General features: G+C 74.2%; 22 protein-coding genes. 8 read left to right on the top strand and 14 right to left on the bottom strand.

Going from position 1 to position 25268, the window contains the following annotated elements; translation table 11 throughout:
* Positions 1-25 precede the first annotated feature (25 nt).
* The 3 genes from aroA to hisN all read left to right on the top strand — a co-directional run bounded on the left by aroA (position 26) and on the right by hisN (position 3219).
* Positions 26-1348, top strand: a complete 1323-nt coding sequence (gene aroA, locus UQW22_RS11010) for a 3-phosphoshikimate 1-carboxyvinyltransferase (RefSeq protein WP_407317034.1) — start codon at positions 26-28, stop codon at positions 1346-1348.
* A complete protein-coding gene (gene rsgA / locus UQW22_RS11005; protein ID WP_407317033.1) occupies positions 1348-2397 on the top strand; it encodes a ribosome small subunit-dependent GTPase A in 1050 nt (349 codons plus the stop codon). Before aroA ends, rsgA begins: the two co-directional genes overlap by 1 nt.
* 102 nt (positions 2398-2499) lie before the next feature.
* Positions 2500-3219, top strand: coding sequence for a histidinol-phosphatase (gene hisN / locus UQW22_RS11000; RefSeq protein ID WP_407320783.1), 720 nt, complete (start codon positions 2500-2502; stop codon positions 3217-3219).
* A gap of 85 nt (positions 3220-3304) precedes the next feature.
* Here the strand turns inward: hisN and UQW22_RS10995 are convergent, their stop codons facing one another.
* Genes UQW22_RS10995 through UQW22_RS10985 form a run of 3 tightly spaced genes read right to left on the bottom strand, consistent with a single transcriptional unit; the run spans position 3305 to position 5775 of the window.
* Complete coding sequence (locus tag UQW22_RS10995; RefSeq protein ID WP_407317032.1) at positions 3305-3805, bottom strand: DUF6912 family protein; 501 nt, start codon at positions 3803-3805, stop codon at positions 3305-3307.
* 27 nt (positions 3806-3832) lie between these two features.
* Complete coding sequence (locus tag UQW22_RS10990; protein ID WP_407317031.1) at positions 3833-5128, bottom strand: CpaE family protein; 1296 nt, start codon at positions 5126-5128, stop codon at positions 3833-3835.
* Positions 5128-5775 carry a hypothetical protein gene (locus UQW22_RS10985; RefSeq protein WP_407317030.1) on the bottom strand — a complete coding sequence of 216 codons (648 nt, stop codon included), beginning with the start codon at positions 5773-5775 and terminating at the stop codon, positions 5128-5130. The genes UQW22_RS10990 and UQW22_RS10985 overlap by 1 nt, the downstream gene beginning before the upstream one ends.
* A 201-nt stretch (positions 5776-5976) precedes the next feature.
* Here UQW22_RS10985 and UQW22_RS10980 point away from each other — a divergent pair, with 201 nt between their 5' ends.
* Positions 5977-6186, top strand: a complete 210-nt coding sequence (locus UQW22_RS10980) for a helix-turn-helix domain-containing protein (RefSeq protein ID WP_407317029.1) — start codon at positions 5977-5979, stop codon at positions 6184-6186.
* 42 nt (positions 6187-6228) lie between these two features.
* Here the strand turns inward: UQW22_RS10980 and UQW22_RS10975 are convergent, their stop codons facing one another.
* Complete coding sequence (locus UQW22_RS10975; protein WP_407317028.1) at positions 6229-6780, bottom strand: hypothetical protein; 552 nt, start codon at positions 6778-6780, stop codon at positions 6229-6231.
* Between the two features lie 113 nt (positions 6781-6893).
* Entirely contained in the window at positions 6894-7703 is an 810-nt protein-coding gene (locus UQW22_RS10970) for a hypothetical protein (protein ID WP_407317027.1), read from the bottom strand.
* 400 nt (positions 7704-8103) lie between these two features.
* Here UQW22_RS10970 and UQW22_RS10965 point away from each other — a divergent pair, with 400 nt between their 5' ends.
* Complete coding sequence (locus UQW22_RS10965) at positions 8104-8415, top strand: Rv3235 family protein (RefSeq protein WP_407317025.1); 312 nt, start codon at positions 8104-8106, stop codon at positions 8413-8415.
* 117 nt (positions 8416-8532) lie between these two features.
* Here the strand turns inward: UQW22_RS10965 and secA are convergent, their stop codons facing one another.
* From secA to mtrA, 9 genes are all read right to left on the bottom strand, one after another.
* Complete coding sequence (gene secA / locus UQW22_RS10960) at positions 8533-11502, bottom strand: preprotein translocase subunit SecA (RefSeq protein ID WP_407317023.1); 2970 nt, start codon at positions 11500-11502, stop codon at positions 8533-8535.
* Between the two features lie 155 nt (positions 11503-11657).
* Positions 11658-13247, bottom strand: a complete 1590-nt coding sequence (locus UQW22_RS10955) for a cation:proton antiporter (RefSeq protein WP_407317021.1) — start codon at positions 13245-13247, stop codon at positions 11658-11660.
* 2 nt (positions 13248-13249) lie between these two features.
* The gene (locus UQW22_RS10950) at positions 13250-14749 is read right to left on the bottom strand and encodes a potassium/proton antiporter (protein WP_407317019.1); all 1500 of its coding nucleotides are present in this window, start codon (positions 14747-14749) and stop codon (positions 13250-13252) included.
* Between the two features lie 64 nt (positions 14750-14813).
* Positions 14814-16079: a winged helix-turn-helix domain-containing protein gene (locus UQW22_RS10945; RefSeq protein ID WP_407317017.1), complete on the bottom strand. Its 1266-nt coding sequence runs from the start codon at positions 16077-16079 to the stop codon at positions 14814-14816.
* A gap of 197 nt (positions 16080-16276) precedes the next feature.
* Positions 16277-16936: a ribosome hibernation-promoting factor, HPF/YfiA family gene (gene hpf, locus UQW22_RS10940; protein WP_407317015.1), complete on the bottom strand. Its 660-nt coding sequence runs from the start codon at positions 16934-16936 to the stop codon at positions 16277-16279.
* Between the two features lie 181 nt (positions 16937-17117).
* Positions 17118-17888: a ComF family protein gene (locus UQW22_RS10935; RefSeq protein ID WP_407317012.1), complete on the bottom strand. Its 771-nt coding sequence runs from the start codon at positions 17886-17888 to the stop codon at positions 17118-17120.
* A gap of 88 nt (positions 17889-17976) precedes the next feature.
* Entirely contained in the window at positions 17977-19701 is a 1725-nt protein-coding gene (locus UQW22_RS10930; protein ID WP_407317010.1) for an LpqB family beta-propeller domain-containing protein, read from the bottom strand.
* The gene (mtrB, locus tag UQW22_RS10925; protein WP_407317008.1) at positions 19698-21401 is read right to left on the bottom strand and encodes an MtrAB system histidine kinase MtrB; all 1704 of its coding nucleotides are present in this window, start codon (positions 21399-21401) and stop codon (positions 19698-19700) included. The genes UQW22_RS10930 and mtrB overlap by 4 nt, the downstream gene beginning before the upstream one ends.
* Positions 21388-22068: an MtrAB system response regulator MtrA gene (gene mtrA / locus UQW22_RS10920; protein WP_407317006.1), complete on the bottom strand. Its 681-nt coding sequence runs from the start codon at positions 22066-22068 to the stop codon at positions 21388-21390. Before mtrA ends, mtrB begins: the two co-directional genes overlap by 14 nt.
* A 117-nt stretch (positions 22069-22185) precedes the next feature.
* On the opposite strand from mtrA, the gene UQW22_RS10915 reads away from it, so the two are divergent.
* The 3 genes from UQW22_RS10915 to UQW22_RS10905 are packed head-to-tail and all read left to right on the top strand — an operon-like array spanning position 22186 to position 25267.
* Positions 22186-23394 carry a glycerophosphoryl diester phosphodiesterase membrane domain-containing protein gene (locus UQW22_RS10915; RefSeq protein ID WP_407317004.1) on the top strand — a complete coding sequence of 403 codons (1209 nt, stop codon included), beginning with the start codon at positions 22186-22188 and terminating at the stop codon, positions 23392-23394.
* Positions 23391-24056, top strand: coding sequence for a DUF4129 domain-containing protein (locus UQW22_RS10910; RefSeq protein ID WP_407317002.1), 666 nt, complete (start codon positions 23391-23393; stop codon positions 24054-24056). Before UQW22_RS10915 ends, UQW22_RS10910 begins: the two co-directional genes overlap by 4 nt.
* Positions 24053-25267, top strand: coding sequence for a DUF4350 domain-containing protein (locus UQW22_RS10905; RefSeq protein WP_407317001.1), 1215 nt, complete (start codon positions 24053-24055; stop codon positions 25265-25267). Before UQW22_RS10910 ends, UQW22_RS10905 begins: the two co-directional genes overlap by 4 nt.
* The last annotated feature ends 1 nt before the right edge of the window (position 25268 follow it).

The raw sequence follows: 25268 nt of genomic DNA, 5'->3' as shown, positions 1-25268 counted from the left end.
GCCCCCGTCAACTAGGCTCGGGGCCATGACGACAGCGCCCGACCAGACCATCGCACCGCTCTGGGACGCCCCCGTGGCCGTGGGCTCCCTGGACGCGACGGTCGAGGTCCCGGGCAGCAAGTCCCTCACGAACCGGTTGCTCGTGCTCGCCGCGCTCGCCGACGGTCCGGGAGTGCTGCACGGTGCGCTGCGCTCGCGCGACGCCGACCTCATGATCGGCGCCCTGCGGTCGCTGGGCACCGCCGTCTCCGAGGGCGAGTCCCCCAGCACCCTGCACGTGACCCCCGGCCGCCTCACCGGCGACACCGACGTCGACTGCGGCCTCGCCGGGACGGTCATGCGGTTCCTGCCGCCCGTCGCCGCGCTGGCCCACGGCGACGTCCGGTTCGACGGCGACCCCGAGGCACGCGTGCGCCCGATGCTCCCGGTGCTCGCCGGGCTGCACAGCCTCGGCGTGCAGGTGACCGGGGACGGCGCGGGCTTCCCGACCCACCTGCCGTTCACCGTGCGCGGGCGCGGCCGCGTCGCCGGCGGTGCAGTCGACGTCGACGCCTCCGGGTCGTCGCAGTTCGTCTCCGCGCTCCTGCTGGCCGCACCGCGCTTCGAGCGGCCGCTGGAGCTGCGCCACATCGGGGCCACCCTGCCGAGCCTGCCGCACATCGAGATGACCGTCGCCACCCTGCGCGACGTCGGCGTCGCGGTCGACGACTCCCGCGACGGCATCTGGCAGGTCACGCCCGGCCCGATCGCCGCCCGCGACGTCCGCGTCGAGCCCGACCTGTCCAACGCCGCGCCGTTCCTCGCCGCCGCCCTCGTCGCCGGCGGCACGGTCCGCGTCCCGGGGTGGCCGGCGCGCACCACGCAGCCCGGCGCGATGGTCCCCGAGCTGCTGGAGCGGATGGGCGGTGCCGCCTCCCTGGAGGGCGACGTCCTCACCGTCACGGGGACCGGGCAGATCCGCGGCGTCGACGTCGACCTGCACGCGGGCGGCGAGCTCGCCCCGACGTTCGCCGTCCTGGCCGCGCTCGCCGACTCCCCGAGCCGCCTGCGGGGCATCGCCCACCTGCGCGGCCACGAGACCGACCGGCTGGCCGCCCTCGCCACGGAGATCACCCGCCTGGGCGGGCGGTGCGAGGAGACGCGCGACGGCCTGGTCATCACCCCGCGCCCGTTGCACGGAGGCGTCTTCCGCACCTACGCCGACCACCGGATGGCGACGTCGGCGGCGTTGCTCGGCCTGCGGGTGCCGGGGGTCCAGGTCGAGGACGTGGCCACCACCGCCAAGACCCTGCCCGGCTTCGACACGATGTGGCTGCGCATGCTGCGCCGGACGGCGCAGGAGGCCTGATGGCGCGCCGGGTCCGCGACGAGCACGCACGGTACGCGCGCCCGTCGAAGCACGGTTCACGGCCCCGCAGCAAGCAACGCCCCGAGCACGCCGACTCCGTGGCCGGGCTGATCGTCGGCGTCGACCGGGGACGGTACACCCTGGTCCTCGACGAGGGCGGCCCGGACGAGCGCGAGATCCTCGCCATGAAGGCGCGCGAGCTCAGCCGCACCCGCGCCGTCGTCGGCGACGTGGTCGACGTGGTCGGCGACACCTCGGGGCGGGAGGGCACGCTCGCCCGCATCGTCCGTATCACCGAGCGCACGTCGGTGCTGCGGCGCACCGCCGACGACAACGACCCCTACGAGCGCATCGTCGTGGCCAACGCCGACCAGCTCGTCGTCGTGGTCGCGCTCGCCCAGCCCGAACCCCGCACCGGCATGATCGACCGGTGCGTCGTCGCCGCCTACGACGCCGGGATGGACGTGCTGCTGTGCCTGACGAAGGCGGACCTCTCCTCCCCCGACGAGCTCCGTGACCTGTACACCCCGCTGGGCGTGGAGGTGGTGGTCGCCCGCCGCGACGCCGCTGACACCGTCGAGGCGGTCCGTGAGCACCTGCTCGGGCGCACCTCGGTGCTGGTAGGGCACTCCGGCGTCGGCAAGTCGACGCTCATCAACGCGCTGGTGCCCGACGCCGCGCGGGCCACAGGCGTCGTCAACGACGTGACCGGCCGCGGGCGGCACACGTCCACCTCCGCCGTCGCGCTCCGTCTCCCCGTCTCCGCCGGATCCACCGGGGGGACCCACGACGGCTGGGTGATCGACACCCCGGGGGTCCGCTCCTTCGGCCTCGCGCACGTCGAGGTCGCCCACCTCCTCGCGGCGTTCGAGGACCTCGACGAGGTGGCCGCGCAGTGCCCGCGCGGCTGCACCCACCTGGCGGACGCCCCGGACTGCGCCCTCGACGAGTGGGTGGACGGGGCACCGGACGAGGTGTCCCGCACGACACGCGCGTCCCGCCTGACGTCGTTCCGCCGCCTGCTGGTCTCCCGGACCGCTACCGTGTGAGTCGTGGCCACCTTTCAGCGAACCTCCAGCCAGCACGGGCACGGACGCACGTACGAGGACGACCTGCGCCTGGCCCACGTGATCGCCGACCAGGTGGACTCGATGACGATGTCCCGGTTCCGCGCGGTGGACCTGCACGTGGAGACCAAGCCCGACCAGACCCCCGTGTCCGACGCCGACCGCGGCGCCGAGGACTTCATCCGCGCCCAGCTCGCCCGGGCCCGGACGCGGGACGCCATCGTGGGCGAGGAGCGGGGCGAGTCCGGCACCGGGGCGCGTCGCTGGATCATCGACCCGATCGACGGCACCAAGAACTTCGTGCGCGGGGTCCCCGTGTGGGCGACGCTCATCGCACTGGCCGACGGTGACGAGGTCGTCATGGGGCTCGTCTCCGCGCCCGCGCTCGGCCGTCGCTGGTGGGCGGCCAAGGGATCGGGGGCCTGGACAGGCAAGTCCATCGCGGCCGCCTCCCGGATGCACGTCTCGGGCGTGTCCTCCCTGGGCGACGCCTCCTTCGCGTACTCGTCCCTGGACGGTTGGGAGGAGCGCGACAAGCTCAACGGGTTCCTCGACCTGACCCGCGAGTGCTGGCGCACGCGCGGCTACGGCGACTTCTGGTCGTACATGCTCGTGGCCGAGGGTGCGGCGGACATCGCCGCGGAACCCGAGCTCGAGCTCTACGACATGGCCGCGCTGGTGCCCATCGTCGTCGAGGCGGGCGGCCGCTTCACCTCCCTCGACGGCGCGGACGGACCGTGGGGCGGCAACGCCCTGGCGACCAACGGCCTGCTGCACGACAAGGCCCTCGTCTACCTCGGCTGATCGTCGCCCGCTGTGGGTATGAGATCTCCCGATCCTGCCGGGCAGGATCGGGAGATCTCATACCCACGGCGAGGGGCTGGCGGGATCAGGTGAGGCGGGGGACGTCCTGGGCCTCGGTCGGGTCGTACCAGAGCAGGTCCCGCTCCGCGACCCGGTCGGTCGCCACCTCCAGCGCCTCGTCGTCACCGGCGTCCACGGCAGCCAGCACCGCTCGCACGTCGCCCGCGGCGGCCGGCTCGTCGACGTGGATCGCCTCGACCTTCGTGCCAGGGACGGCGACGACGTCGACGCCCGAGGGCGCCGTCTCCCCCGCCGCCGGGGTCGCGGCGTCGTCGGGCACGTCCACGGTCACGACCACGCGCAGCGGTACGGCGGTGGCCCGACCGACCACGAGCACGAGCGACGCGTCCGCGGCGGCGAGGAACGCCTCGTACTCCCGGGACTCCTCGTCCTCGTCGGGCAGCGCGGCCGCCAGCTCGGCGGTCACCGCGTGCGCGCCGCGCGCCGGCACGTCCCAGCGGGCGCCGCGCGCCGTCACGGTCAGGGCGTCGAGGTCGTCGAAGGTCGCGGGGACGTAGAGGCGCATGGCCCCAGTGTGCCCTGTCGCGGCGTGTCAGGCCGGCACGTCGGCGCCGGCCCGTTCACGCACGAGCGCAGCCAGTCCGGCGAAGGCCTGCCGGGCCGCCGACGACGGCGCGTGCTCGGCGAGGGTCCGCCCGGCCAGCAGCGCCGCGTCGAGGGCCGGACCGTCGTCCGGGACGGCGTGCATCTCACCGACCCCCGCGTAGCGGGCGAGCGCGTCGCCGACCGCCCGCGCAGGGTCCGGACCCACCGCGGAGGAACGGACCCGGTTGGCGACCACGATCCTGGCCGCCGGGACGGGCACCGGCGCCTCGGCGAGGTCCTCCAGCGCCCGGACGACCCGCTGCACGCCGACAGGGTCGGCGGCACCGACGACCACCACCAGGTCGGCGGCCTGCAGCGCGGCCAGCGTCGCACCGTTGCGCTGCGGGGCGTGCGTGTCGTACATGAGCAGCTCGTCGGCCTCCACCAGCGGACCGCAGTCCACCACCGTCCAGTCCACGAGGGCGCGTGCTCGCTCGAGCACGACCTCCAGCGCGCTCGCGGGCAGCTCCGGCCAGCGCGCCGCCCGGGTGATGCCGGTCAGGACGCGCAGCCGACCCTCGACGACGGGGGCGTGCCGGGACAGGGTGGCCAGGTCCAGGGTGCCGTGCCCCGCCGCCCGCGCGACGGCGGCCAGGCCGGGGGCGTCGTCGAGCAGGCCGAGCCGCGAGGCCACGCACGACCCGTAGGTGTCGGCGTCGACGACGAGCGCGGACGCGGCCGGCCCGGCCGGCGTCTCACGGCGTCCGCGCCGCCGCCCGGAGCGCCGCCCGCCCACGCCGGCCAGCTCGGCGGCCAGCTCGATGGCGGTCGTCGTGCGTCCCGGTGCCCCGACCGGTCCCCAGACGGCGACGACCGCACCGTGCCGCGGCCCCTCGGGGTCGTGGCCGGCGAGCGCCGAGAGGTCGTTCTCGCGGGTGGCGAGCGGGTCGTCCACGCGCGCCGTGTCCCGCACGGCGTCCAGAAGCCTCGGGTCGGCGGGCCCGTCGAGTACCGCCTCGAACCCGAGGGCACGGAGACGCTCGGCCGGGCCGTCGTCCGCCAGCGCGACCACGCGGGCGCCGGCCCCGTGGAGCCTTCCCACCGCCTCCCGGTCCAGGCCCGGCAGGTCCGCGGACACGACGGCGACCTGCCCCGCGCCCGCTGCCGCTGCCGCCAGCAGCTCGGTCAGGTCTCCGCAGCGGCGGGTGACGCTGGTCCCGGTGCCGGGAGCGCCCAGGGCGAGCACCACGTCCGTCTCGGCGGGTCCGCTCACCGCGCAGAGGACGGTGATCTCGGCCGGCATCAGGCGCCGGCCACCGGCACGACGGCGACCTGTCCGTCGGCGCCGAGAGCGGACAGGACGGCGGCCAGGTCCTCGGCACCGACCAGGACGTGCAGCGTCCCGCGGTCGGCGACGACAAGGCCCCCTTCGGTGGCGTCCACCTGCTCGACGACGACCCCGGCGACGAGCGGCTCCGGTTCCGCCGCCTCCTGGGCGCCCTGCGTCGCCGTGGGGACGAACCACAGGTCGACGACGGCACCCTCGCGGATCCGCTCGGAGAGCCCGGACCCGATCGGCACGGCGACCGAGCGCACGTCGACGGATTCGGCGGCCCCGATCGCGGTGACCGCGACGAGCTCGCCGTCCCCCACCACCCGCACGGCGACCTGCCCGTCCGGGAGGCCGGCGTCGGCCCGCAGGTAGCGGTCCGTCTCGACTCCGAGGTTGACGTCGACGGTGCGCAGCCGCGACTCGTCGACGGGCTCGCCGGGGGTCAGGGTGCCGGACGCGGCATAGACGGGCACGGTCCGGTCGGCGCCGGACACGACCCAGGATCCCAGCGCGACGGCGACCGCCACCAGGACGACACCGACGACGAACCGAGGGTCTCGCCAGGTCGGGCGGCGCAGTCGCGGGGCTGCCGGGGCCGGGAGTGCTTCGTTGCTCACGCTGGTCCTTCGGAGTCGGACGGACGCGTCGCTGCGTCCGGTACGGGTGATCGGTCCGTCGGGCGCGACGAACGCTAGCGGCCGCCGGACCCGTGGTGACGACCCGATCCATCATCCGGGACACCACGGCCAACCGAAAGCATCAACCATCATCTGTGGACAACTCGCACGTATCGAGACCGGGTGTGGGAAGATCGACCCATGGCCAGCCGCTTCCTCTCCCTCGCCGAGGTGCAGGAGATCCTCAGCATCTCCGCCGCCCAGGCGTACTCGCTCGTCCGCTCGGGCGAGCTGCCGGCGATCCAGGTGGGCCCCAAGAAGGTCTGGCGCGTGGAGACCGTCAAGCTCGAGGAGTACATCGCCCGGCAGTACGACCGGACCCGCGCCCGCATCGACGCCGGCGACCTGTGACCACCGCGCCGCTCGCCCGGCACGACCGGCGCCGCCGGACCCTCACGCCTCGCTGACCCGGACCAGGGCGGCGAACGGGACGACGCGCGTCCCCGACGTCACCGCATCGAGCTCCGCCACGTCGAGGTGGTCCGCGCCGACCCGGGCGACCCGTCCGAGCAGCACCTGGGCCGAGGTGCGGACCTGCACCCGGGCACGGTCACGCTGCAGACCCCGCAGGACGGTGCCCAGACCGAGCCCGTCCGTGCGGGCGGCCGAAGGCGTCGCGTAGGGCCCCAGTCCGGCGACACCCACGACGGCGGACAGCGGCACCAGGTGCTGCACCCGGCCACCCTGCGCGGTGCGGGCGTCGACCTGCACCCAGGTCGTCGCCACCCGCTCGAGCCTCCCGGCGAGCGACTCGCCGTCGGACAGATCGAGGCGCAGCACCCGGCCCTGCGCCGCCCGCAACCGGTCCACGAGCGGCACCGAGGCCTGCTCGGCACGGGTGAGCTCGGCGACGGCGCCGTCGCGCTCGGCCGCCTCCTCCGCCGCCAGCTGCGCCTCCAGATCGGCGAAGAGCAGCGTCCAGCGCGCCGTCCCTGATGTCGTCACCGGTGATCCTCCCGTCCGTCGGCCCGGGTCGGGCCGCGGCCCAGGATGCCCTGCCCTGGACAGGAGAGCCACAGTGCGGTTCAATATCTGCCACCAGAGCACATCAAATGGCATCAAACGGCATGATCAACGCTGATTCGACGGAAGGTTGCCAGATGAACCACCGGGCGACGCCCCCCGGCCGGGCACGTCACCGCTCCCCCCGGGCGCTGCGCAGCATCCTGGGACTGCTCGCGATGCTCCTGGTGTCCGCGGGCGCCGCGACGCTGCTCGCGTTCCGGGTCCACGCGGTCGCCCCCACGCGCGAGACCGCGCCGATGCTCCGGGTCGACACGTGGGTCGAGCTGGCGGTCCTCGTCGTCGGCCTCGGCGCCACGGCCTGGACCCTGGTGGGGACGGTCGCCGCGCTCGTCGGCGTCGTCGCGGTACGCCGGGGACGGCCCGGTCGCACGGCGGAGACGGTCGTGGGCGGCTGGGCGCCCGCCGTCGTACGCCGGCTCGCCCGCGGTGCGGTCGGCGCCGGCGTCGGTGCAGGCCTGGCCCTGACGCCGGCCGCCGCCCTCGCCGACGACCGGCCCGGACCGGACACCGACCCCGCCGCCGTCCTCGAGCTCGGCTGGGAGAGCACCGCGCAGGACCCGTCGTCCGAGCATGCGCCCGCGGCGGACGCCGACCTGCCGGACGGGCCCGCGCCGTCCCCCGAGGACGAGGACGGCGACGGGTCGCCCGGCGGAGAGCCCGCCGAGCCGTCCGCCGGCCCGACCGACGAGGGACCGGACGACCGAGCGGACGGGCAGCACGACCCCGTCCTCGGCGAGGTCCAGCGGACGTCGAACCAGGTCGACGCCGCGGACGAGACCGTCGTCGTCCGCGGCGACACGCTGTGGGACATCGCCGCGCGCGACCTCCCCCCGGGACGCCACGGACGCGGACGTGCTGCGGGCGGTCACGGCCTGGCACGACGTCAACCGGGACGTCATCGGCGACGACCCCGACACGATCCTCCCCGGCCAGGTGCTGCACGCGCCCTGACCGGTTCCCCGCACCCGGCCCCCACCCGTTGCCCTTACCACCCCCGGAGACCGCATGACCGCCACCGCGTCCGAGAACAACCGCCCGACCGACGCCGCGGCGCGCCGACTGCGCGTCACGGGTGCGCCCCGCGGCCGCCGCCCGGCCGAACCGCCGCGTGCCGCGAGCCGCAGACCTGCACCGTCCCGCCGGGTGCGCCTCGGTGCGGTCCCGGCCGATCCGGTCCCGACACCGGGCCGCCCGTTGCCCCAGCCGCCGGCCCGAGCGTCGCGGCTGCCGGATCCTACGGCGATGTGCGGATCCGTGGTCCGCGCCGCCGTCGAGGTGCTGCGCGGCGAACGCCCGGCCGCCCACCTCGCGCGGTGGGTGACACCCACGGTCCTCGACCAGCTCGTGCACCGGGCGCGGCTCGTCCAGTCGCACCGCGGTGCGGTGCGCGCCGGGGTCCCGGTGACCGTCCGTCGCATCCGCACCGTCCGTCTCGGGGACAGCACGGCCGAGGCGACCGTCGTCCTCGAGGACTCGGGACGTGTCCGCGCCGCCGCCGTCCGCCTGGAGGCCCGACGAGGCCTGTGGCGGGTGGCCGTGCTCGAGCTCGGCTGAGGCGGAGGTGCAGCGCAGGGTGGGGGCCGAGGCACGAGGCACCCGCCCGCAGCGGAACCGCAGACTCAGCCGAGAAGGCACCGCTGAGGCGGAGGCGCGGCTATCCGCGCACCGAGGTCATTCGTTGACGCCGTGGCACATCTTGTACTTCTTGCCCGACCCGCAGGGGCAGTGCGCGTTGCGGGGCGTGCCGGGGAAGGTCCGGCCGTCGGCGTTCGCTGCGGACGCCTCACCGTGCAGGGCACGACGCTCCGCCCGCGAGCCACCGCCGGACGAGGAGGCCGAACCGTCCTCGCTGGGCGCCGTGTACTGCAGGTTCTGCGGGGGCTTGGGGTTCTCGAGCCCCTTGGCGACCAGCACGGGCTCGTCGGTCCCGCCGAACGCGGCGGGCACCTCCGGGCCGTCGGCAACCGTCGTCGCAGGCTCCTCGTCGTCGGGGGCGTCCTCGACGGCGTCGGCACCCGCGACGGCCGGCGCCCCGCCGGCGCCGATCGCCTGCGCCGCCGACGAGCCGGCAGCAGCGACGGCAGCGTCCACCGAGAGGGTCGGCCCGTCGCCCGTCGCCGGGTCGCCCGACCCACCGGCCTGCTTGACCTCGACCTCGAGGTTGAAGAGGTAGCCGACCGACTCCTCCTTGATCGCCTCCGTCATGGCCTGGAAGAGCTGGTAGCCTTCCCGCTGGTACTCGATGAGCGGGTCGCGCTGGGCCATCGCGCGCAGGCCGATGCCCTCCTTGAGGTAGTCCATCTCGTAGAGGTGCTCGCGCCACTTGCGGTCGAGGACGGAGAGCACGACGCGGCGCTCGAGCTGACGCATCGCGGGCGAACCCAGGGACTCCTCGCGGGCCGTGTACGCCACCCGGGCGTCCGACAACAGCTCCTCGAGCAGCATCTCCCGGGTGAGGCGGTCGCGGCCGCCCGCCTCCGAGACGACGTCGTCCACCGTGATCGAGACCGGGTAGACCGACCGCAGGGCGGTCCAGAGCCCGTCGAGGTCCCAGCCCTCGGCGTTGCCGTCGTCGGCCGTGCCCTCCACGTACGCGGTGATGACGTCGGTGACGAAGTGCTGGACCTGCTCGTGCAGGTCCTCGCCCTCCAGGACGCGGTGGCGCTCGTCGTAGATGACGGTGCGCTGACGGGACAGGACGTCGTCGTACTTGAGGACGTTCTTGCGGATCTCGAAGTTGCGGGACTCGACCTGCGACTGCGCGCTCTGGATGCCGCGCGTGACCATCTTCGACTCGAGGGGCATATCGTCCGGGAAACCCGCGCGGCCCATCATGGACTCGGCGAGCCCCGAGTTGAACAGACGCATCAGGTCGTCCTGCATCGACAGGTAGAAGCGCGACTCACCAGGGTCGCCCTGACGACCCGACCGCCCACGCAGCTGGTTGTCGATGCGCCGCGACTCGTGGCGCTCCGTGCCCAGCACGTAGAGGCCGCCGAGCTCGACGACCTCCTCGTGCTCCGCGGCGACGGACTCGGTGGCCTTCTCCAGGACCTCCGGCCAGGCCGCCTCGTAGGCCTCCGGGTCCTCCGTCGAGTCGAAGCCCCGGGCCGCCATCTCGGCGACCGCGGTGAACTCGGCGTTGCCGCCGAGCATGATGTCGGTACCGCGCCCGGCCATGTTCGTCGCGACCGTGACCGCGCCCTTGCGTCCCGCCTGCGCGACGATCGAGGCCTCGCGCTCGTGCTCCTTGGCGTTGAGGACGTCGTGCGGCACGCCGGCCTTCTTCAGCAGCCGGGACAGCAGCTCGGACTTCTCGACGCTCGTGGTGCCCACGAGGACGGGCTGCCCCTTGGCGTGCCGCTCGACGATGTCCGCGACGACGGCGTCGAACTTGCCGTCCTCGTTCTTGTACACGAGGTCGGGCTGGTCCTTGCGGATCATCGGCCGGTTCGTCGGGATCGGCACGACGCCGAGCGAGTAGGTGCCCTGGAACTCGGCCGCCTCGGTCTCGGCGGTACCGGTCATGCCACCGATCTTGTCGTACAGACGGAAGTAGTTCTGGAGGGTGATCGTGGCGAGGGTCTGGTTCTCCGCCTTGATCTGCACGCCCTCCTTGGCCTCGATGGCCTGGTGCATGCCCTCGTTGTAGCGACGGCCGGCGAGGATGCGGCCGGTGTGCTCGTCGACGATCATGACCTCGCCGTTGAGCACGACGTAGTCCTTGTCGCGCTTGAACAGCTCCTTGGCCTTGATGGCGTTGTTGAGGAAGCCGATGAGCGGCGTGTTGAGCGACTCGTACAGGTTGTCGATCCCGAGGTAGTCCTCGATCTTCTCGATGCCCGGCTCGAGCACGCCGACGGTGCGCTTCTTCTCGTCGACCTCGTAGTCCTTCTCGACCTGCAGTCGCTTGACGACCTTGGCGAACTCCACGTACCAGCGGTTCGCGTCGCCCGAGGAGGGACCCGAGATGATGAGCGGGGTCCGGGCCTCGTCGATGAGGATCGAGTCGACCTCGTCGACGATCGCGAAGTGGTGACCGCGCTGGACCAGGTCGTCCGGGGACCACGCCATGTTGTCGCGCAGGTAGTCGAACCCGAACTCGTTGTTCGTGCCGTAGGTGATGTCGGCCGCGTACTGGGCGCGCCGCTCGGCCGGGTTCTGGCCCGACACGATCACGCCCGTCGTCATGCCGAGGAACCGGTAGACGCGGCCCATCAGGTCACCCTGGTAGCGCGCGAGGAAGTCGTTCGTCGTGACGACGTGCACCCCCTTGCCGGTGAGCGCGTTGAGGTAGGCCGCCGTCGTCGCGACCAGCGTCTTGCCCTCCCCGGTCTTCATCTCGGCGATGTTGCCGAGGTGCAGCGCCGCCCCGCCCATGAGCTGGACGTCGAAGTGGCGCTGGCCGAGCGTGCGACGGGAGGCCTCTCGCACCGTCGCGAAGGCCTCGGGGAGCAGGTCGTCGAGCGACGCCCCGTGCTCGAGCCGCTCCCTGAACCGGCCCGTCTCCTCCTGCAGCTCGGTGTCGCTGAGCTCGGTGAAGCTCGACTCGAGCTGGTTCACCTGCTCGGCGAGTCCGGTCAGCTTCTTGAGGATCCGACCTTCGCCCAGACGGAGGATCTTCTCGAGGATCGCAGGCACGCAGTTCTCCCGTGTCGGTGGTGCCCGGGAAGCCTCCCGAGCCCGTTCGGTGGCGGCGACCGGGGCCGGACGACGGCGTCGTCGTCCCGGTCGCACCGCCTGTCATCCTATTCCCCCGCGGCGGAGCTCGGGGCCAGGTTCGCGCCCGACGAACGTCACCGGTCGGTGGCCAGCACCTCCGCGGCACGGTCCGCGAGCTCGGCACCGGCAGCGCCGTACAGGTGGAACACCGCGTCGGCCCCGTGCCGCCGCAGCTCGTCGGCGTCGTCGTCGTAGCGTGCGATCGCGGCGACGAGCCCCTCGAACCCCGCGTCCTGCAACCGGGACAGGGCGATGAGGTTGGCGTTGTGGAAGGGCATCGCCAGCACCGCGAGGCGCACGTGCCCGGCACGCTTGACCCGGGCCCAGAACTCCAGGTCCGTCGCGTCGGCGCGGACGACCTCGAACCCCTCGGACTGCAGCGCGGTCACCCGCTGGTCGTCGTGCTCGACGCCGACCACCCGCAGGCCGTACACGTCACGCAGACGGGCGCACGCCGTGTTCCCGACCCGCCCGAGCCCGAGCACGACGGCGTCGGCGTGCCCGATGTCGACCAGGCGGTCGTCCGGGTGCAGGGACGTCGGCGGCTTCCGCGGCAGGAGGCGCGTGAGCGCCGAGGCGATCTCGACGCCGCGCCGGTTCACCACGGAGGCCAGGACGAAGCTCATGGCCACGGCCAGGGACACGACGATCACCCAGTCCTCGTCGAGCAGGCCGTGCTCCGCGCCCACCACCGCCACGATGATGCCGAACTCGGAGAAGTTGCCGAGCACCAGCCCGACGAGCATCGCCGTCCGCCGTCGCAGTCGCATCATCCACAGCAGCACCGCGAACCCGGCCGCCTGGAGCGGCAGCAGCACGAGCAGACCCGCCGCCGTCCCGAGGTGCTGCAGGGTGGGCGTGCCGTGCAGCCCGATCTCGAGGAAGAACGCCACCAGCATGAGGTCCTTGAACGACATCAGGGACCGCGACATCTCGCCGGCACCGGGGTGGGACGCCAGCAGCATGCCCATGACGAGGGCGCCGAGGTCTCCGGAGAGCCCCAGGTGCTCGAAGAGGTAGAACCCGGGTCCGAGCGCGAGCGCCACCCCGAAGAGGGCCTGGAGCTCGCCGTGCCCGACCCGGTCCCAGACGGCGTGCAGCACGCGTCGTCCCGGGACGAGGAGGACGAGCAGCAGGGCCCACGGGCTCGGGAGCTCCCCGGTCGCGAGCACGAGGAAGACGACCGCGGCGATGTCCTGCAGCACCAGGATGCCCACGGCGATCCGTCCGTACAGGCTGGTCGCGTCCGAGCGGTCCTCGAGGACCTTGACGACGAACACCGTGGAGGAGAAGGACAGGGCGAAGGCGATCAACGCGATCGTCGTCAGTGCCTCGCCACCGAGGAGCGCGGCCCCGGCGACGGCGAGCAGGGCCAGGAACCCGACCCCGACCCCGACCAACGTGCTGATCACCATGTGCGCGACGGTGGTCACCCAGATCTCCGACCGGGCGAGGGTCCGCACGTCGAGCTTGAGTCCGATGGTGAACAGCAGCAGCGAGACGCCGACCTCGGCGATCGTGCCGATGCCGGGCAGCTCGGGCGCCCCGGCGGCGCCCAGGACGAACCCGGCCACCAGGAAACCCACGAGGGGCGGCAGCTTGACGAGGCGGGCCAGCAGCCCACCCGCGAACGCCGCCCCGAGATACAGCGCGATGACCTCCATGGTCAGACGCCCTCCCTGCGGTCGTCCGACACGCCGGACCGGACCGGCTCGCCCCGCGCCCATGCCGTGACCTGTCGAGCGGCGTCGGGGCGGCGTGGGACGACCAGCAGCAGCACGTCCCCGGCCCGGAGCTCGACCGGGTCGTGCGGGAGGAGCGTCTCCTGGTCGCGCACGACGGCGGTGATCCGCCCGCACGGTGGTTCGACGTCCACCGCACGTCGTCCGACGAGCGCCAGGTCCGGCCGGACCGGGACCTCGAACAGCTCCGTGGCGGTGCCCGCGAGCGGTCGGCCCGACGCGACGGGGGCGAGGTCGTGCACGGCGGCGGCGATACCGAGGAACCGGGCGACGCTGCGGATGCTGACGCCCTGGACGGCCGCGGAGGCCAGCACCACGAAGAACACCACGTTGAAGATGAGGGCGCCCTCCGGGTACCCGGCCACCGCGGGGAAGGTCGCCAGCACGATCGGGACCGCTCCACGCAGCCCGACCCACGAGACGAAGGCGATCTCGCGCCAGGTGTACCCGAACCACACCAGGCACAGCCCGACGGCGAGCGGGCGGGCGACGAGCACGAGCACCACCGCCACGAGCACGGCGGTCCCGGCCACCGGTGGGAGCTCGGAGGGGAAGACGAGCATGCCGAGCAGGAGGAAGAGCCCCACCTCCGCCGTGTTGGACAGCCCCTCGTGGAAGGTGCGGATCTCGCGACGGTGCAGCGTGACCCGGGCGCCGACCACCAGCCCGGCGAGGTACACGGCCAGGAACCCCGAGCCGCCGACGAGGGCCGCCGCGCCGTAGGCCAGTCCGGCGACCCCCAGCGCCAGCACGGGGTACACCCCTGTCGGCCCGAGCGCGGCCCGGGACAGCGTCCAGCTCCCGGCCAGCCCGACGACGGCGCCCGCCACGATGCCGCCGACGACCTGCGTCACCCCGAACACGACCCAGTCGGCCGGTTCGGGCGTGCCCGTGAAGGTCGCAACCAGCCCGACGGTGAGCATGATCGCGACCGGGTCGTTCGCCCCCGACTCGACCTCGAGCAGCGCGGACATCCGCCGCGGCAGGGGCGAGCGCCGCAGCACGGCGAAGACGGCGGCGGCGTCGGTCGAGGAGACCACCGCACCGATGAGCATGGCGGTCAGCGGGTCGAGATCGAGCAGCCACCATCCGGCGAGCGCGACGACCGCGGCGGTGACGACGACACCCGCGGTCGCCAGGGCGAGCGCCGGTCCGGCGGCCCGGCGCACGTCACCCGGCTTGGTCGTCAGCCCGCCCTCGAAGAGGATCAGCAGCAGGGCGACGGTGCCGAGCGTCTGGGCCAGCTCCACGTCGGACAGGCGGACGAGGCCGAGACCGTCGTCGGCGACGAGCATCCCCAGCACCAGGAACAGCAGCAGGCCGGGGATGCGGACCTTCCCGGCGAACCCGGCCGCGAGGATCGCTGCGACGAGCAGCGCGCCGGCGGCGAGGATCCAGACGTCCGCGGGAAGGTCTGCTGTCATCCGAACTCCTCCACACGCGCGCCGACCGGGTGGGCAGTCTATCGGCGCGACAGGCCCGCGCCGTTCAGCCGCCTGCCGCCGGCACCCCCGCTGCATGCCCGGCGTGCTGCGTGGCGACCTCGGCCGCCAGCGCGTCGGCCAGGTCTCCGACGGGTGCGACCACCACCTCGTCCAGACCGAGCCAGGACGCCAGGAGCCGCAGCTCGTCCGCGAGCGCGGCGGGCGTCGCGGCGTCGGCGTGCGGGGTCCGGTGCGCTGCGACCACGCGCAGGACGCCGGCCGGCCGGTCCGCCTTGAGATCGACCATCGCGGTGATCGCGTCACCTTGCAGGTACGGCAGCACGTAGTAGCCGAGCCGCCGTCGGGGCGCCGGGACGTAGATCTCGATGCGGTAGAAGACGTCGAACAGCGCTTCCAGGCGGCGCCGCTCCCACACGAGCGGGTCGAACGGGCTGAGCAGCGCACCGCCGGTGGCCCGCCGCGGCACGACGGCGTCGCGGTGCCGGTACGTCGGTTCGGCCCAGCCGTCGACCGTGACGGGCACGAGGACCCCTGCGTCGACCAGCTCGCCCAGCGCCTGCTGCGCCCGCGGGCCGCGCAGCCGGAAGTAGTCCCGGAAGCAGCGCGCCGTGCCGATGCCGTGCGCACGGGCACCGAGCTCGAGGAGCCGGCGGACGGCGTCCTGGTCGGACACGGCGGGCAGGTCGCGCACGGCCGGCGGGAGGACGCGTTCGGGCAGGTCGTAGCATCGCTCGAACGCGCCGTTGCGCCGGGCCGACATCACCTCGCCGGTGAAGAACAGGTACTCGAGGCAGCGTTTCGCCGTGGTCCAGTTCCACCCCCACTCGAGGCGTGCGCGCGGGGCGGTGCGGCCCGCCCGCTCGAGCTCGTCGTGGATCCGGCTGGCCGTCACCGGCCCCTGCTCGACCACCAGCGCGCGCACGAGGTCGAGCTCGCGCGGGTGCGCCTGCGGCACGGCGGAGATGGAGCCCCACGCCTCGCGCTCGTGGGCACGGCGGCGCCAGGCGAGCAGCGGGTACGTCGAGGTGGGGACGTAGGAGGCGACGTGCGCCCAGGTCTCGACCAGTCGCCGTGGCGCGCGCCCCGCCGCCCGGTCCAGCAGCCCCGTGTCGTACGGCCCGAGCCGCGAGAAGAGGGGCACCAGGTGCGCGCGGGCCAGCACGTTCACCGAGTCGATCTGCAGCAGGTTCAGCCGGTCCACGGTGGCGGTGACCTGACGCATCGTGACGGGTCCTGGCCGGCGCGGGCGGTCCAGCCCCTGCGCGCGCAGCGCGACTCGACGGGCCTCGGCGATCGAGAGCGACTCCATGCCCGCATCCTGCCCGTCCCCACCGACACGCCTGCCCGCTCCTGCCGCCAGCGCTGCCGGTGGCTGGCCGAGCAGTCCTGTCGAGAGCGAGGAAGGCCTCCCGCCGCACGGTCGTCCTTCCCGAAGTGGAGGGCGCGCAGCGCCCGTGAACGCGACCGTGCGGCGGGAGGCCTTCCTCGCCCGGACCGGGCCGGCGATCAGCCCAGCTCGGTCACCGGCGCGACCCCGCTGCACTTGGCGTCCAGCTCGATGACGCCGTACGACCAGCCCCGGCGGCGGTACACGGCGGCGGGACGGGCCGACTCCTTGTCGATGAAGAGGAAGAAGTCGTGGCCCACGAGCTCCATGTGCTCCACGGCCTCGTCGGCCGTCATCGGCTCACCCCGGTGGAGCTTCTGCCGGATCACGACGGGCGAGTCGCCGAGCTGGTACTCCACGGCGTCGCCGGGCGTCGAGAGCGACGCCGGTTCCGCCTCGGGCTCCGGCAGGTCGGCCTGGACCTCGTCGTAGGGACGCACGTCCACGGGCGGCATGACGTCCGCTCCGCGACGCCGGTGGTCCTTGCGGCGGTCCCGGGAGCGACGCAGCCGCTCGTTGAGCTTGTCGATCGCGAGGTCGAGGGCCGCGAAGCGGTCGTCCGCGGCCGCCTCCGCCCGGATCACGGGTCCCTTGTCCCGTACGGTCAGCTCCACCCGCTCGCTCATGTCGCTGAGCCGGGGGTTCTTCTCGTGCGTGACCTCGACGTCCACGCGGCGCGCGTTCGGCGCGAGCTGCGAGACCTTGGCGAGCTTGTCCTCCACGTGGTCGCGGAACCGGTCCGTGACCTCCGTGTGCCTGCCGACGACGGCGATCTCCATCGTGTTGCTCCACTTCGTCGTGGGCCACCCTCGCTGCATCCCTCGGGGCGGCCCGTCGTGAGGTCTGGGCACCGCGGTGGGTGCCGGTCGGGGCACCACCTCCCGGTCGCCGGACGTCGTCCGGCCCGCTCGTGAGATGCGACGAACCGTCCGCTGCCGCGGGCTGGTCGCCGTCGGGCTCTCACACTAACCCCAACGTGTCGGCCGGGTGAACCGCAGGCGTCGAACCGGTATGGGGAGATTCCGTGACTGCGTCCGGTGGCGGCGTCGCGGCCAGCACCGACGCGCCGAGGACCACGGCTCCGGCGTCGGTCAGGGCCTGCTCCGCGGCCGCGAGCGTCGCTCCCGTGGTCAGGACGTCGTCGACGAGCACGCACGGGGTGCCGGGGCTCAGGGCGTTCCGGCGGACCGCGAGCGACGCGGCGAGGTTGCGGCCGCGGGCCCGCACACCGAGGCCGACCTGGTCTCGGGTGGCCCGCCGTCGCCGCAGGGCGGGCACGACGTCGGCAGGCACCGAGCGGGCGCCGAGCCCGTCGACGAGCGCCCGCGCCAGCACGGCGACGGGCTCCCGTCCGCGCCGCAGCCGGGCACCCGGGGCCGAGGGCGCCGGCACGACCGCCACCGGTGCCCGCCCGGCCGCCGTCCGGACCGCCGGGGCCACGGTCGTGCCCGCACGACGCAGGGCGGCGGCGAGCAGCCCGTCGAGGTCGGCACGCTCGCGGTCCTTCCACGCCACGACGACGTCGCGCACCGGGCCGGCGTAGTCACCCACGGCCCAGACGGGCAGGGGGCCGCCCTCCTCCAGGCGGTCCAGCCGCGGCGCGCCGTGCTCGACGCGGCGCACCGGCCCGCCGGCGGTCACGGCGGCGCACGCGGAGCAGCAGCGCACGTCGTACGCCCCACAGCCCGGGCAGGAGACGGGGACGACGAGGCGGGCGAGTCGGACGAGCATCCCGCCAGGCTGCCGGAACCGCACGCGCCGCGGCGGCGTTCGCCGCGCGCCTGTGGACGGGGCTCGCGGTGGAAGAGGTCCGGGACCGTCAGCCCGGGTAGGCGACCGCGACCACGTCGCTCGCGATGGCCGGCCAGAGGGCGGCGCTCTGCCGGACCCGGAGCGTCCCGTCGTCGTCGAGGACGAGCGTCGGGCTCGCCCCCACGCCGGTGGCCACCGCCGTCGGCGGCTCGGTCGTCGGCAGCGGACGCGCCAGCCCGTCGTTGGAACCGGCCAGCCCGCCGACGCCCGCGACGGACAGGGTCCGGGGCGCGCCCGGCGGGTCGGACAGCAGGGTCAGCGTCGACTCCTCGGACCAGTCGACGGCCACGACGTCGTCGACCGGGCCCCCGACGCGCACGGGCGTCGACAGGCCGGTCGGGACGTCCTCGGCGTCCCGCTCGATCCCCGCGGACCAGACCTCCGCACCGTCGGGGCCGTCCGTGACGACCGCGACCCGTGCCCCCTCCGGGGAGACCCGCAACGACCGCACCGGCAGCCCGGTCAGCCACTCGGCCCCGACCGGGGCCGCGCCCCCGGTGGGCAGGACGACCCGCAGTCCGCCGCCCGTCGCGGTCCAGACCATGTCGAACCGGTCGACCGACGGCGCCGCGAGCGACCTGCCGACGAGCAGCTCGACCGGCCCTTCGTCCGTGAGCCGGAGCAGCCGGTCGGTGCCGTCACGCACCGCGATCGTCCCGTCGTCGGGCCCGACGCCGACCGCGGTCACGTCGAGCCCTGACGTGTCCACCGGCTCGGCCAGGTCGGTCAGCTCCCGTCCGACCACGCGGCGCAGGACCTGGCCGTCGGCGGTCTCCTGGACGGCGACGGCGTCCCCCACCGTGACCGGGCGTGACGGTTCGGCCGCGGTGGTCGGGGCGAGCGGCGACGTCCCCTCCGACAGCACGACCGTGCGGCCGTCGCCCTCACGCAGCGTGGCCTCGAGCTGGGCCACGAGCAAGGCGCGGTCCTCGGTGGCCGCCTCGGTGATCGCCGAGGTCAGGCTCACGTCGATCGTGCCGTCGTTCGAGACCGTCACGGCGTCGATCGCCAGGGTCGCCCCCTCGGGGACGACGGAGATCGCCGACTGCGACAGGTCCTCGGGCGGGCCGGCCAGGATCGCCTGCGTCGCCGCGGTGCGCCACGACTGCTTGGGGTACCAGCGCACCGCGGGCACCCACCACTCCCGGTCGGACGTCGGGTAGTACAGGGGCGTGCGGTGGAACCCGTCCGTGAGGAACTCCGCGAGCACGAGCAGGCCGTCGTCGAGCCCGCTGATGCGCCACTGCCCGTCGGTGCCCCGCGCCAGCTCGAACGTCACGTCCACGACGCTGGGCTCGGGCAGCTCGGTGTAGACACCGGTCTCGTCGAGGGACGCGACCACGGTCGCCTCGCCGTGCACGGCCGTCGTGGCCGAGGCGTCGTCGTACTCCTCGACCGTCCACTGCGGGTACTCGGAGAGCATCAGCACCTGCGTGTACTGGTCCCACGAGGCACGGGCGACCGGCGTCGTGTACTCCCGGGCTATTTCGAACGTCTGCGACGACGCCGGGCCGAGCTGTGCCGCGCTGACGAACCCCTGCACGATCTGCTGCGGGTCGGCGTCCACCGCGGGGCCCTGGACGTCGAAGGCGATCGGCTGCGCGTCGTCGACCTCGGCGGAGCCCTCCATCACGCTGCTCGTCGTCGGGATGCTCGCGCACGCCGCGACGGATGCCACGAGCACGCCGGCGCACGCGACGGACAGGGCGCGGCGAGCGTTGGGCCGGTTCATCGGGACTCCTCCTCGGGCGGCAGGTCGGGGATGGCGGTCGGGGTGGGGCCGGTCGGCGGGTTGACGACGGGCACCTGCCCGGTGGGGACGTGCTGGCCCCCCGCGCGCGGCGGCCCGTCGACGGGCAGCGGCGGGCGTCCGATCTCGATACCGGCGCGACGCGGCAGCGTGAGCCGGAAGCTCGCCCCGTGGCCGATCCGCCCCCACACGTCCAGGCGGCCACCGTGCAGGCGGGCGTCCTCCTGCGAGATGGCCAGACCGAGGCCCGTCCCGCCCGTGGTGCGGGCGCGCGCCGGGTCACCGCGCCAGAACCGGTCGAAGACCCGGTTGAGCTGGTCGGGCGAGAGCCCGACACCGTGGTCGCGGACCACCACCGCGACCGCCTCGGCGTCCTGGCCGACCGTCACCTCGACCGGCTTGCCCTCCGCGTGCTCGATCGCGTTGACCACGAGGTTGCGCAGGATCCGTTCGACGCGGCGCGGGTCGATGTCCGCCGTCGTGCGGTCCTCCGGCATGTCGACGGACAGGAACACCGAGCGGCGTTCGGCGAGCGGCGCGCACGTGTCCACGACGGCGGTCACCACGCCGCGCACGTCCCGGTGCTCCACGTCGAGCACGGCCGCACCGGCGTCGAACCTGCTGATCTCCAGCAGGTCGGTCAGGAGCTCCTCGAAGCGGTCGAGCTGGGTCTGCAGCAGCTCCGCGGAGCGCCGGGCGGACGGCTCGAGGTCCTCCCGCGCGCCGTGGATGACCTCGCCCGCCATGCGGATCGTCGTCAGCGGCGTCCGCAGCTCGTGCGACACGTCGGAGACGAACCGCCGCTGAGCGGCGGACAGCTCCTCCATCCGGGCGATCTGTTCCTCGAGGTTGTCGGCCATCTCGTTGAAGGTCCGTGCCAGGGTCGCCATCTCGTCGTAGCCCCGCGACCCCGGGACGCGGACGTCCAGGTGCCCCTCGCCGAGACGGGCCGCCGCCGTGGCGGCGCGGCGCACCGGGGCGACCGTCTGACGCGTGACGGTCCACGTGAGCAGCGCGATCATCGCGAGGATGGCGACCGCACCGATCGCCAGGGTGCGCTGCACGAACCGCAGCGTCTCCTGCTCCGGGGCGAGCGAGTACAACGAGTACAGCTCGAACGTCCCGGCCGACGGCAGCTCCACCGTGGCACCGACCACCATGCCCGGCTCCTCCATCCCCGTCCCGGAGGCGTCGGCCGGGATCGGCACCGACTGCAGCACCTGGTCCGTCGTCGCGAGCGTGGCGGTGCGCATCTCGGGCGTGACGACGTCGGTGACGGCCAGGCCCTGGCGCGAGGAGGGGTCGGCGAGCGGGAGCCGCAGGTCCGGCGCCTGCCGCAGGAAGTAGTCCTGGGCGCTGGACCCGCCCGCGCTCAACGACAGGATCTGGTCGCGCAGGAGCGCCTGCTGCTCGCCGGTCTGCGTCGCGGCGGAGCTACCCAGGCGCGACCGGGCCTCCTGGATCACCGCGGCGTTCTCGCGCTCGATCTGGTCCACCCGCTGGTCGAACAGCCCGTCGCGGATCGAGTACGACAGGTAGAGGCCGAGGACGGCCACGGCCAGCACCCCGAGGGCGACCGCCGAGGTGACCACCCGCACCTGCATCGAGGAGCGCCACCGGTGCACGAGCGACCGGGCACCCCGGCCCAGCGCACCGACGGCGCGCCGGTCAGCGCGCGGCACCGGCCTTGTAGCCCACCCCACGCACGGTCTGGACGACCTCGGGGTTCTCCGGGTCGTTCTCGATCTTGGAGCGCAGCCGCTGGACGTGGACGTTCACCAGGCGCGTGTCGGCGCTGTGGCGGTACCCCCAGACCTTCTCCAGGAGCACCTCGCGCGTGAAGACCTGCCACGGCTTGCGGGCCAGCTCGACCAGGAGGTCGAACTCCAGCGGCGTGAGGCTGATGCGCTCACCGTCCCGGGTGACGGTGTGCCCGGTGACGTCGATGTCGACGTCACCGATCTTCAGACGCTCGGGCCCGGGCTCGTCGGACCGGCGCAGCCGGGCACGTACGCGGGCGACGAGCTCCTTGGGCTTGAAGGGCTTGGTGACATAGTCGTCCGCGCCGGACTCCAGCCCGAGCACGACGTCGACCGTGTCGGTCTTCGCCGTGAGCATGATGATCGGCACCCCGGACTCGGCCCGGATCTCGCGGGCGATCTCGATACCGTCCTTCCCGGGGAGCATGAGGTCGAGCAGGACGAGGTCGGGCTGGGTCGACCGGAACATGCCGATGGCGGCATCGCCGTCGGAGCAGAAGCTCAGCTCGAGGCCTTCGGACTCCAGGACGATGCCGATCATCTCGGCGAGGGCAGTGTCGTCGTCGACCACCAGGACGCGGGACTTCATGGCCATAGTCTGCCAGTGTCCACGACCATCCGTCCGGGACGCGCCCGCAGGGCCCCGGAGCCTATAGGGTCGTGGCGGTCACGTCCTCGCCCCGTTCGCCGTGCCCCAGGAGGCAGCATGAGCACGCCCGACCAGCCGACGCCGCCCTCCGGCTGGGGAGACGCCCCGCGGCCGCCCGCGTACGGGCAGTACGGGCCTGGCCAGTACGGTTCCGGGCAGTACGGCAGCGGGCAGGAGCCGGGCCGGTACGGTCCTGGTCGGCCCTCCCCCGGGCCGCAGCAGCCACACCCCTACGGCCCGTCGGCGACCAAGCCCGGCGTCGTCCCGCTGCGCCCGCTGTCCCTCGGCGAGATCTTCGACGGCGCGTTCAGCGCCGTCCGGCACAACCCGGCAGTCATGCTCGGGCTGGTCTCGATCGTGGTGGCCGCCGCCACGCTGCTGGCCGCGCTGCTCGCTCAGTTCGCTGTCCCGGCGCTGACGAGCCTGTTCGCCGAGCCCTTCAGCACCGAGGCCACCGTCGACGGCTTCACGGCGGCGGACCTCGACTGGTTCGCCCAGCTCATGGCCATCTCCGGCGCCCTGTCGCTGACGCTGCTCATCGCACAGCCTGTCACCGAGGGTTTCATCACCGTCTCGGTGAGCCAGTCCGTCATCGGCCGCAAGCTGACGGTGGGTGAGGTCTGGCGGAAGGTGCGCCCGCGCCTCGCCGTCCTCATCGGCTGGATGCTGCTGCGGTCCGTGGTCGTCGGCACCGCACTGACCGTCGCGACGATCGGGCTCGTGCTGCTCGTGACCACCGTGGCCGTCGCGACCGAGTCGGTGACGCTCACGGTCGTCCTCGGGCTGCTGTGCTTCGCCGTGGTCCTGGTGCTGGCCGGCTGGCTCTGGGTCCGGCTCATGCTGGTCGCCCCGGCGCTCGTGCTGGAGGGCAGCGGGCTCGGCCGGACGATCGCCCGCGCCTGGCGTCTCACCCGCGGCGCGTTCTGGCGGGTCCTCGGTACCGTGCTGCTCGCCAGCATCATCGCGAGCGTCGCCGGCCAGGTCGTCGCCTACCCGCTCAGCCTGCTGGGGGTGTTCGTCGACGGCGGCGACGTCGGCTGGGGGCTCATCGTGGCGTCGGTCGCGGCGTCCGTCATCGCGAGCATCGTCTACCTCGTGTTCGTCTCGAGCGTCGTCGCCCTGGTCTACACCGACGTCCGGATGCGCGGCGAGGGCCTCGACGTCCAGCTCGCCGCGGCGGCCGAGCGGGCGGCGAACCAGCCTTCCGACGGGCCTGCCGGCATGCCGGGGACCCAGCCGCCGCCCGGGGGCAGCCCGCAGTGGTGAGCGTCGCGGCGACGGGCCGTGCCCTCCTGCACGCCACCGAGGTGCCCGTGGTGCCGGACCGCGAGACGGCACGCGACTGGCTGGTCGAGGAGCTCGCGAAGCCCGAGTACGCCCAGGACCCCTCGCTCCTGATGCGGCTGCTCGAGTGGATCCTGGACCTCTTCTCCGGGATCGGCGCCGTGGACGTCAGCCCGTGGCGGCTCGCCGTCATCGTCGCGGTCGTGCTGGTGGCGGTCGTGGCGGTCGCGTACTTCGTGGCGGGCCCCGCCCGGCTGCGGCGCCACGCCGCCCGCGGCTCCGCCGTCGTGCACGAGGACGACGCCCGCACCGCCGACCAGATGCGCGCCGCCGCCGACCGGGCCGCCGACAGCCAGGACTGGACCCTCGCCGTGCTCGAACGCTTCCGCGCCGTGGTGCGCGGGCTGGAGGAGCGGGTGGTGCTCGACGAGCGTCCTGGGCGGACCGCCCGGGAGGCCGCAGCCGCCGCGAGCGCCCGGCTCCCGGGCCTGGGCACCGCGCTGCACGACGCGGCCGAGCGGTTCGACGCCGTCTGCTACGGCCACCTGCCCGCCGGCCCGGACGACGACGCGATGATGCGTACGCTCGACGCCCGGGCGACGGAGACCCGGCCGGCGCCGGCCGTCGCGGAGGTGGCACCGTGAGCGCGCCCACGACGTCCCCGACGGGCACCTGGACGTCGGCACCGGTCACCGGCGACGGGACCACCCTCGGCTCGCGGAGCCGACGGCGGTGGCGCGCCGTGCGCTGGGTGGTCTGGGGGATGGCCGCCCTGCTCCTGGCCGCGCTGGTCCTCGCCGTCATGCGGCCCCCGGGGTCGGTCATCCCCTACGACCCGGAGAACTCCCGACCCGACGGCTCCCGGGCGCTCGCCCAGGTCCTCGGGCGGCAGGGCGTCCAGGTGGAGCACGTCGCACGGGTCGCCGACGCCGTGGACGCCGCCGGCGCCGGGACGACGCTCCTCGTCACGCCCGCGCCGTTCCTCCTGCCGGAGCAGGTCGACGCGCTCGCCGCGGCCGAGGCCGACGTCGTCCTCGCAGGTGCCGACGACGGGCTGCTGCGGGCGGTCACCGGGGACCAGGTCCAGCGCACGCCCTGGCGGGAGGCACCGGCCCTCCCGGTCGAGCCCGGCTGCGACGTCCCTGCCGCCGTCGCCGCCGGCCCCTCGGAGCTGCAGCCCGGCCTCGAGGCGGTCGGCCCGGCGGTGACCACGTGCTGGGCCGACGGTCAGGGCGCGTCGGTGCTGGCCGCGCTGGAGCGGTACGGCCGGTCCGTGGTGGCCGTGGACGACGCGGCCCTGCTGCGCAACGACACGGTGCTCACCGAGGGCAACGCCGCGCTCGCGCTGCACCTCCTCGGCGCCCACGAGCGGCTGGTCTGGCTGGTGCCGGACCCCGCCGACTCCACGGTCGAGACCTCCGCACCCGACCCGGCGCCGGCGAGCGTGCTCCCGGACTGGTTCGGCACGGTGCTGTGGTGGGCCGTCCTGGTCGCCCTCGTCGTCATCCTCTGGCGCGGTCGTCGTCTGGGCGGGCTCGTCGCCGAACGGCTCCCCGTGGTGGTGCCGTCCGCGGAGTCCACCCGCGGCCGTGCCCGGCTGTACCGCCGGGCACGCTCGCGCGGGCACGCCGCGGCCGGCCTGCGGGCCGCGACCGCGCAGGCCGTCGCCCAGCGCCTCGGCCTGGCGCGCTCCACGCACCCCGATGCCGTGGTCGACGCCGTCGTGCGCGCCACGGGACGCGACCCCCGCGAGGTCGCCGACCTGATCTACGGACCACCACCCGCCGACGACGCCGCGCTCAGCGAGCTCGCCCGCCGGCTCGACACCCTGGAGAGCGAGGTTCACCGACCGTGAC

The sequence above is a fragment of the Isoptericola halotolerans genome, from assembly GCF_045689585.1.
Taxonomy (GTDB): domain Bacteria; phylum Actinomycetota; class Actinomycetes; order Actinomycetales; family Cellulomonadaceae; genus Isoptericola; species Isoptericola halotolerans_B.
Note: the sequence above shows the minus strand (reverse complement) of the source record. Positions and strands in the feature narration are given on the sequence as shown.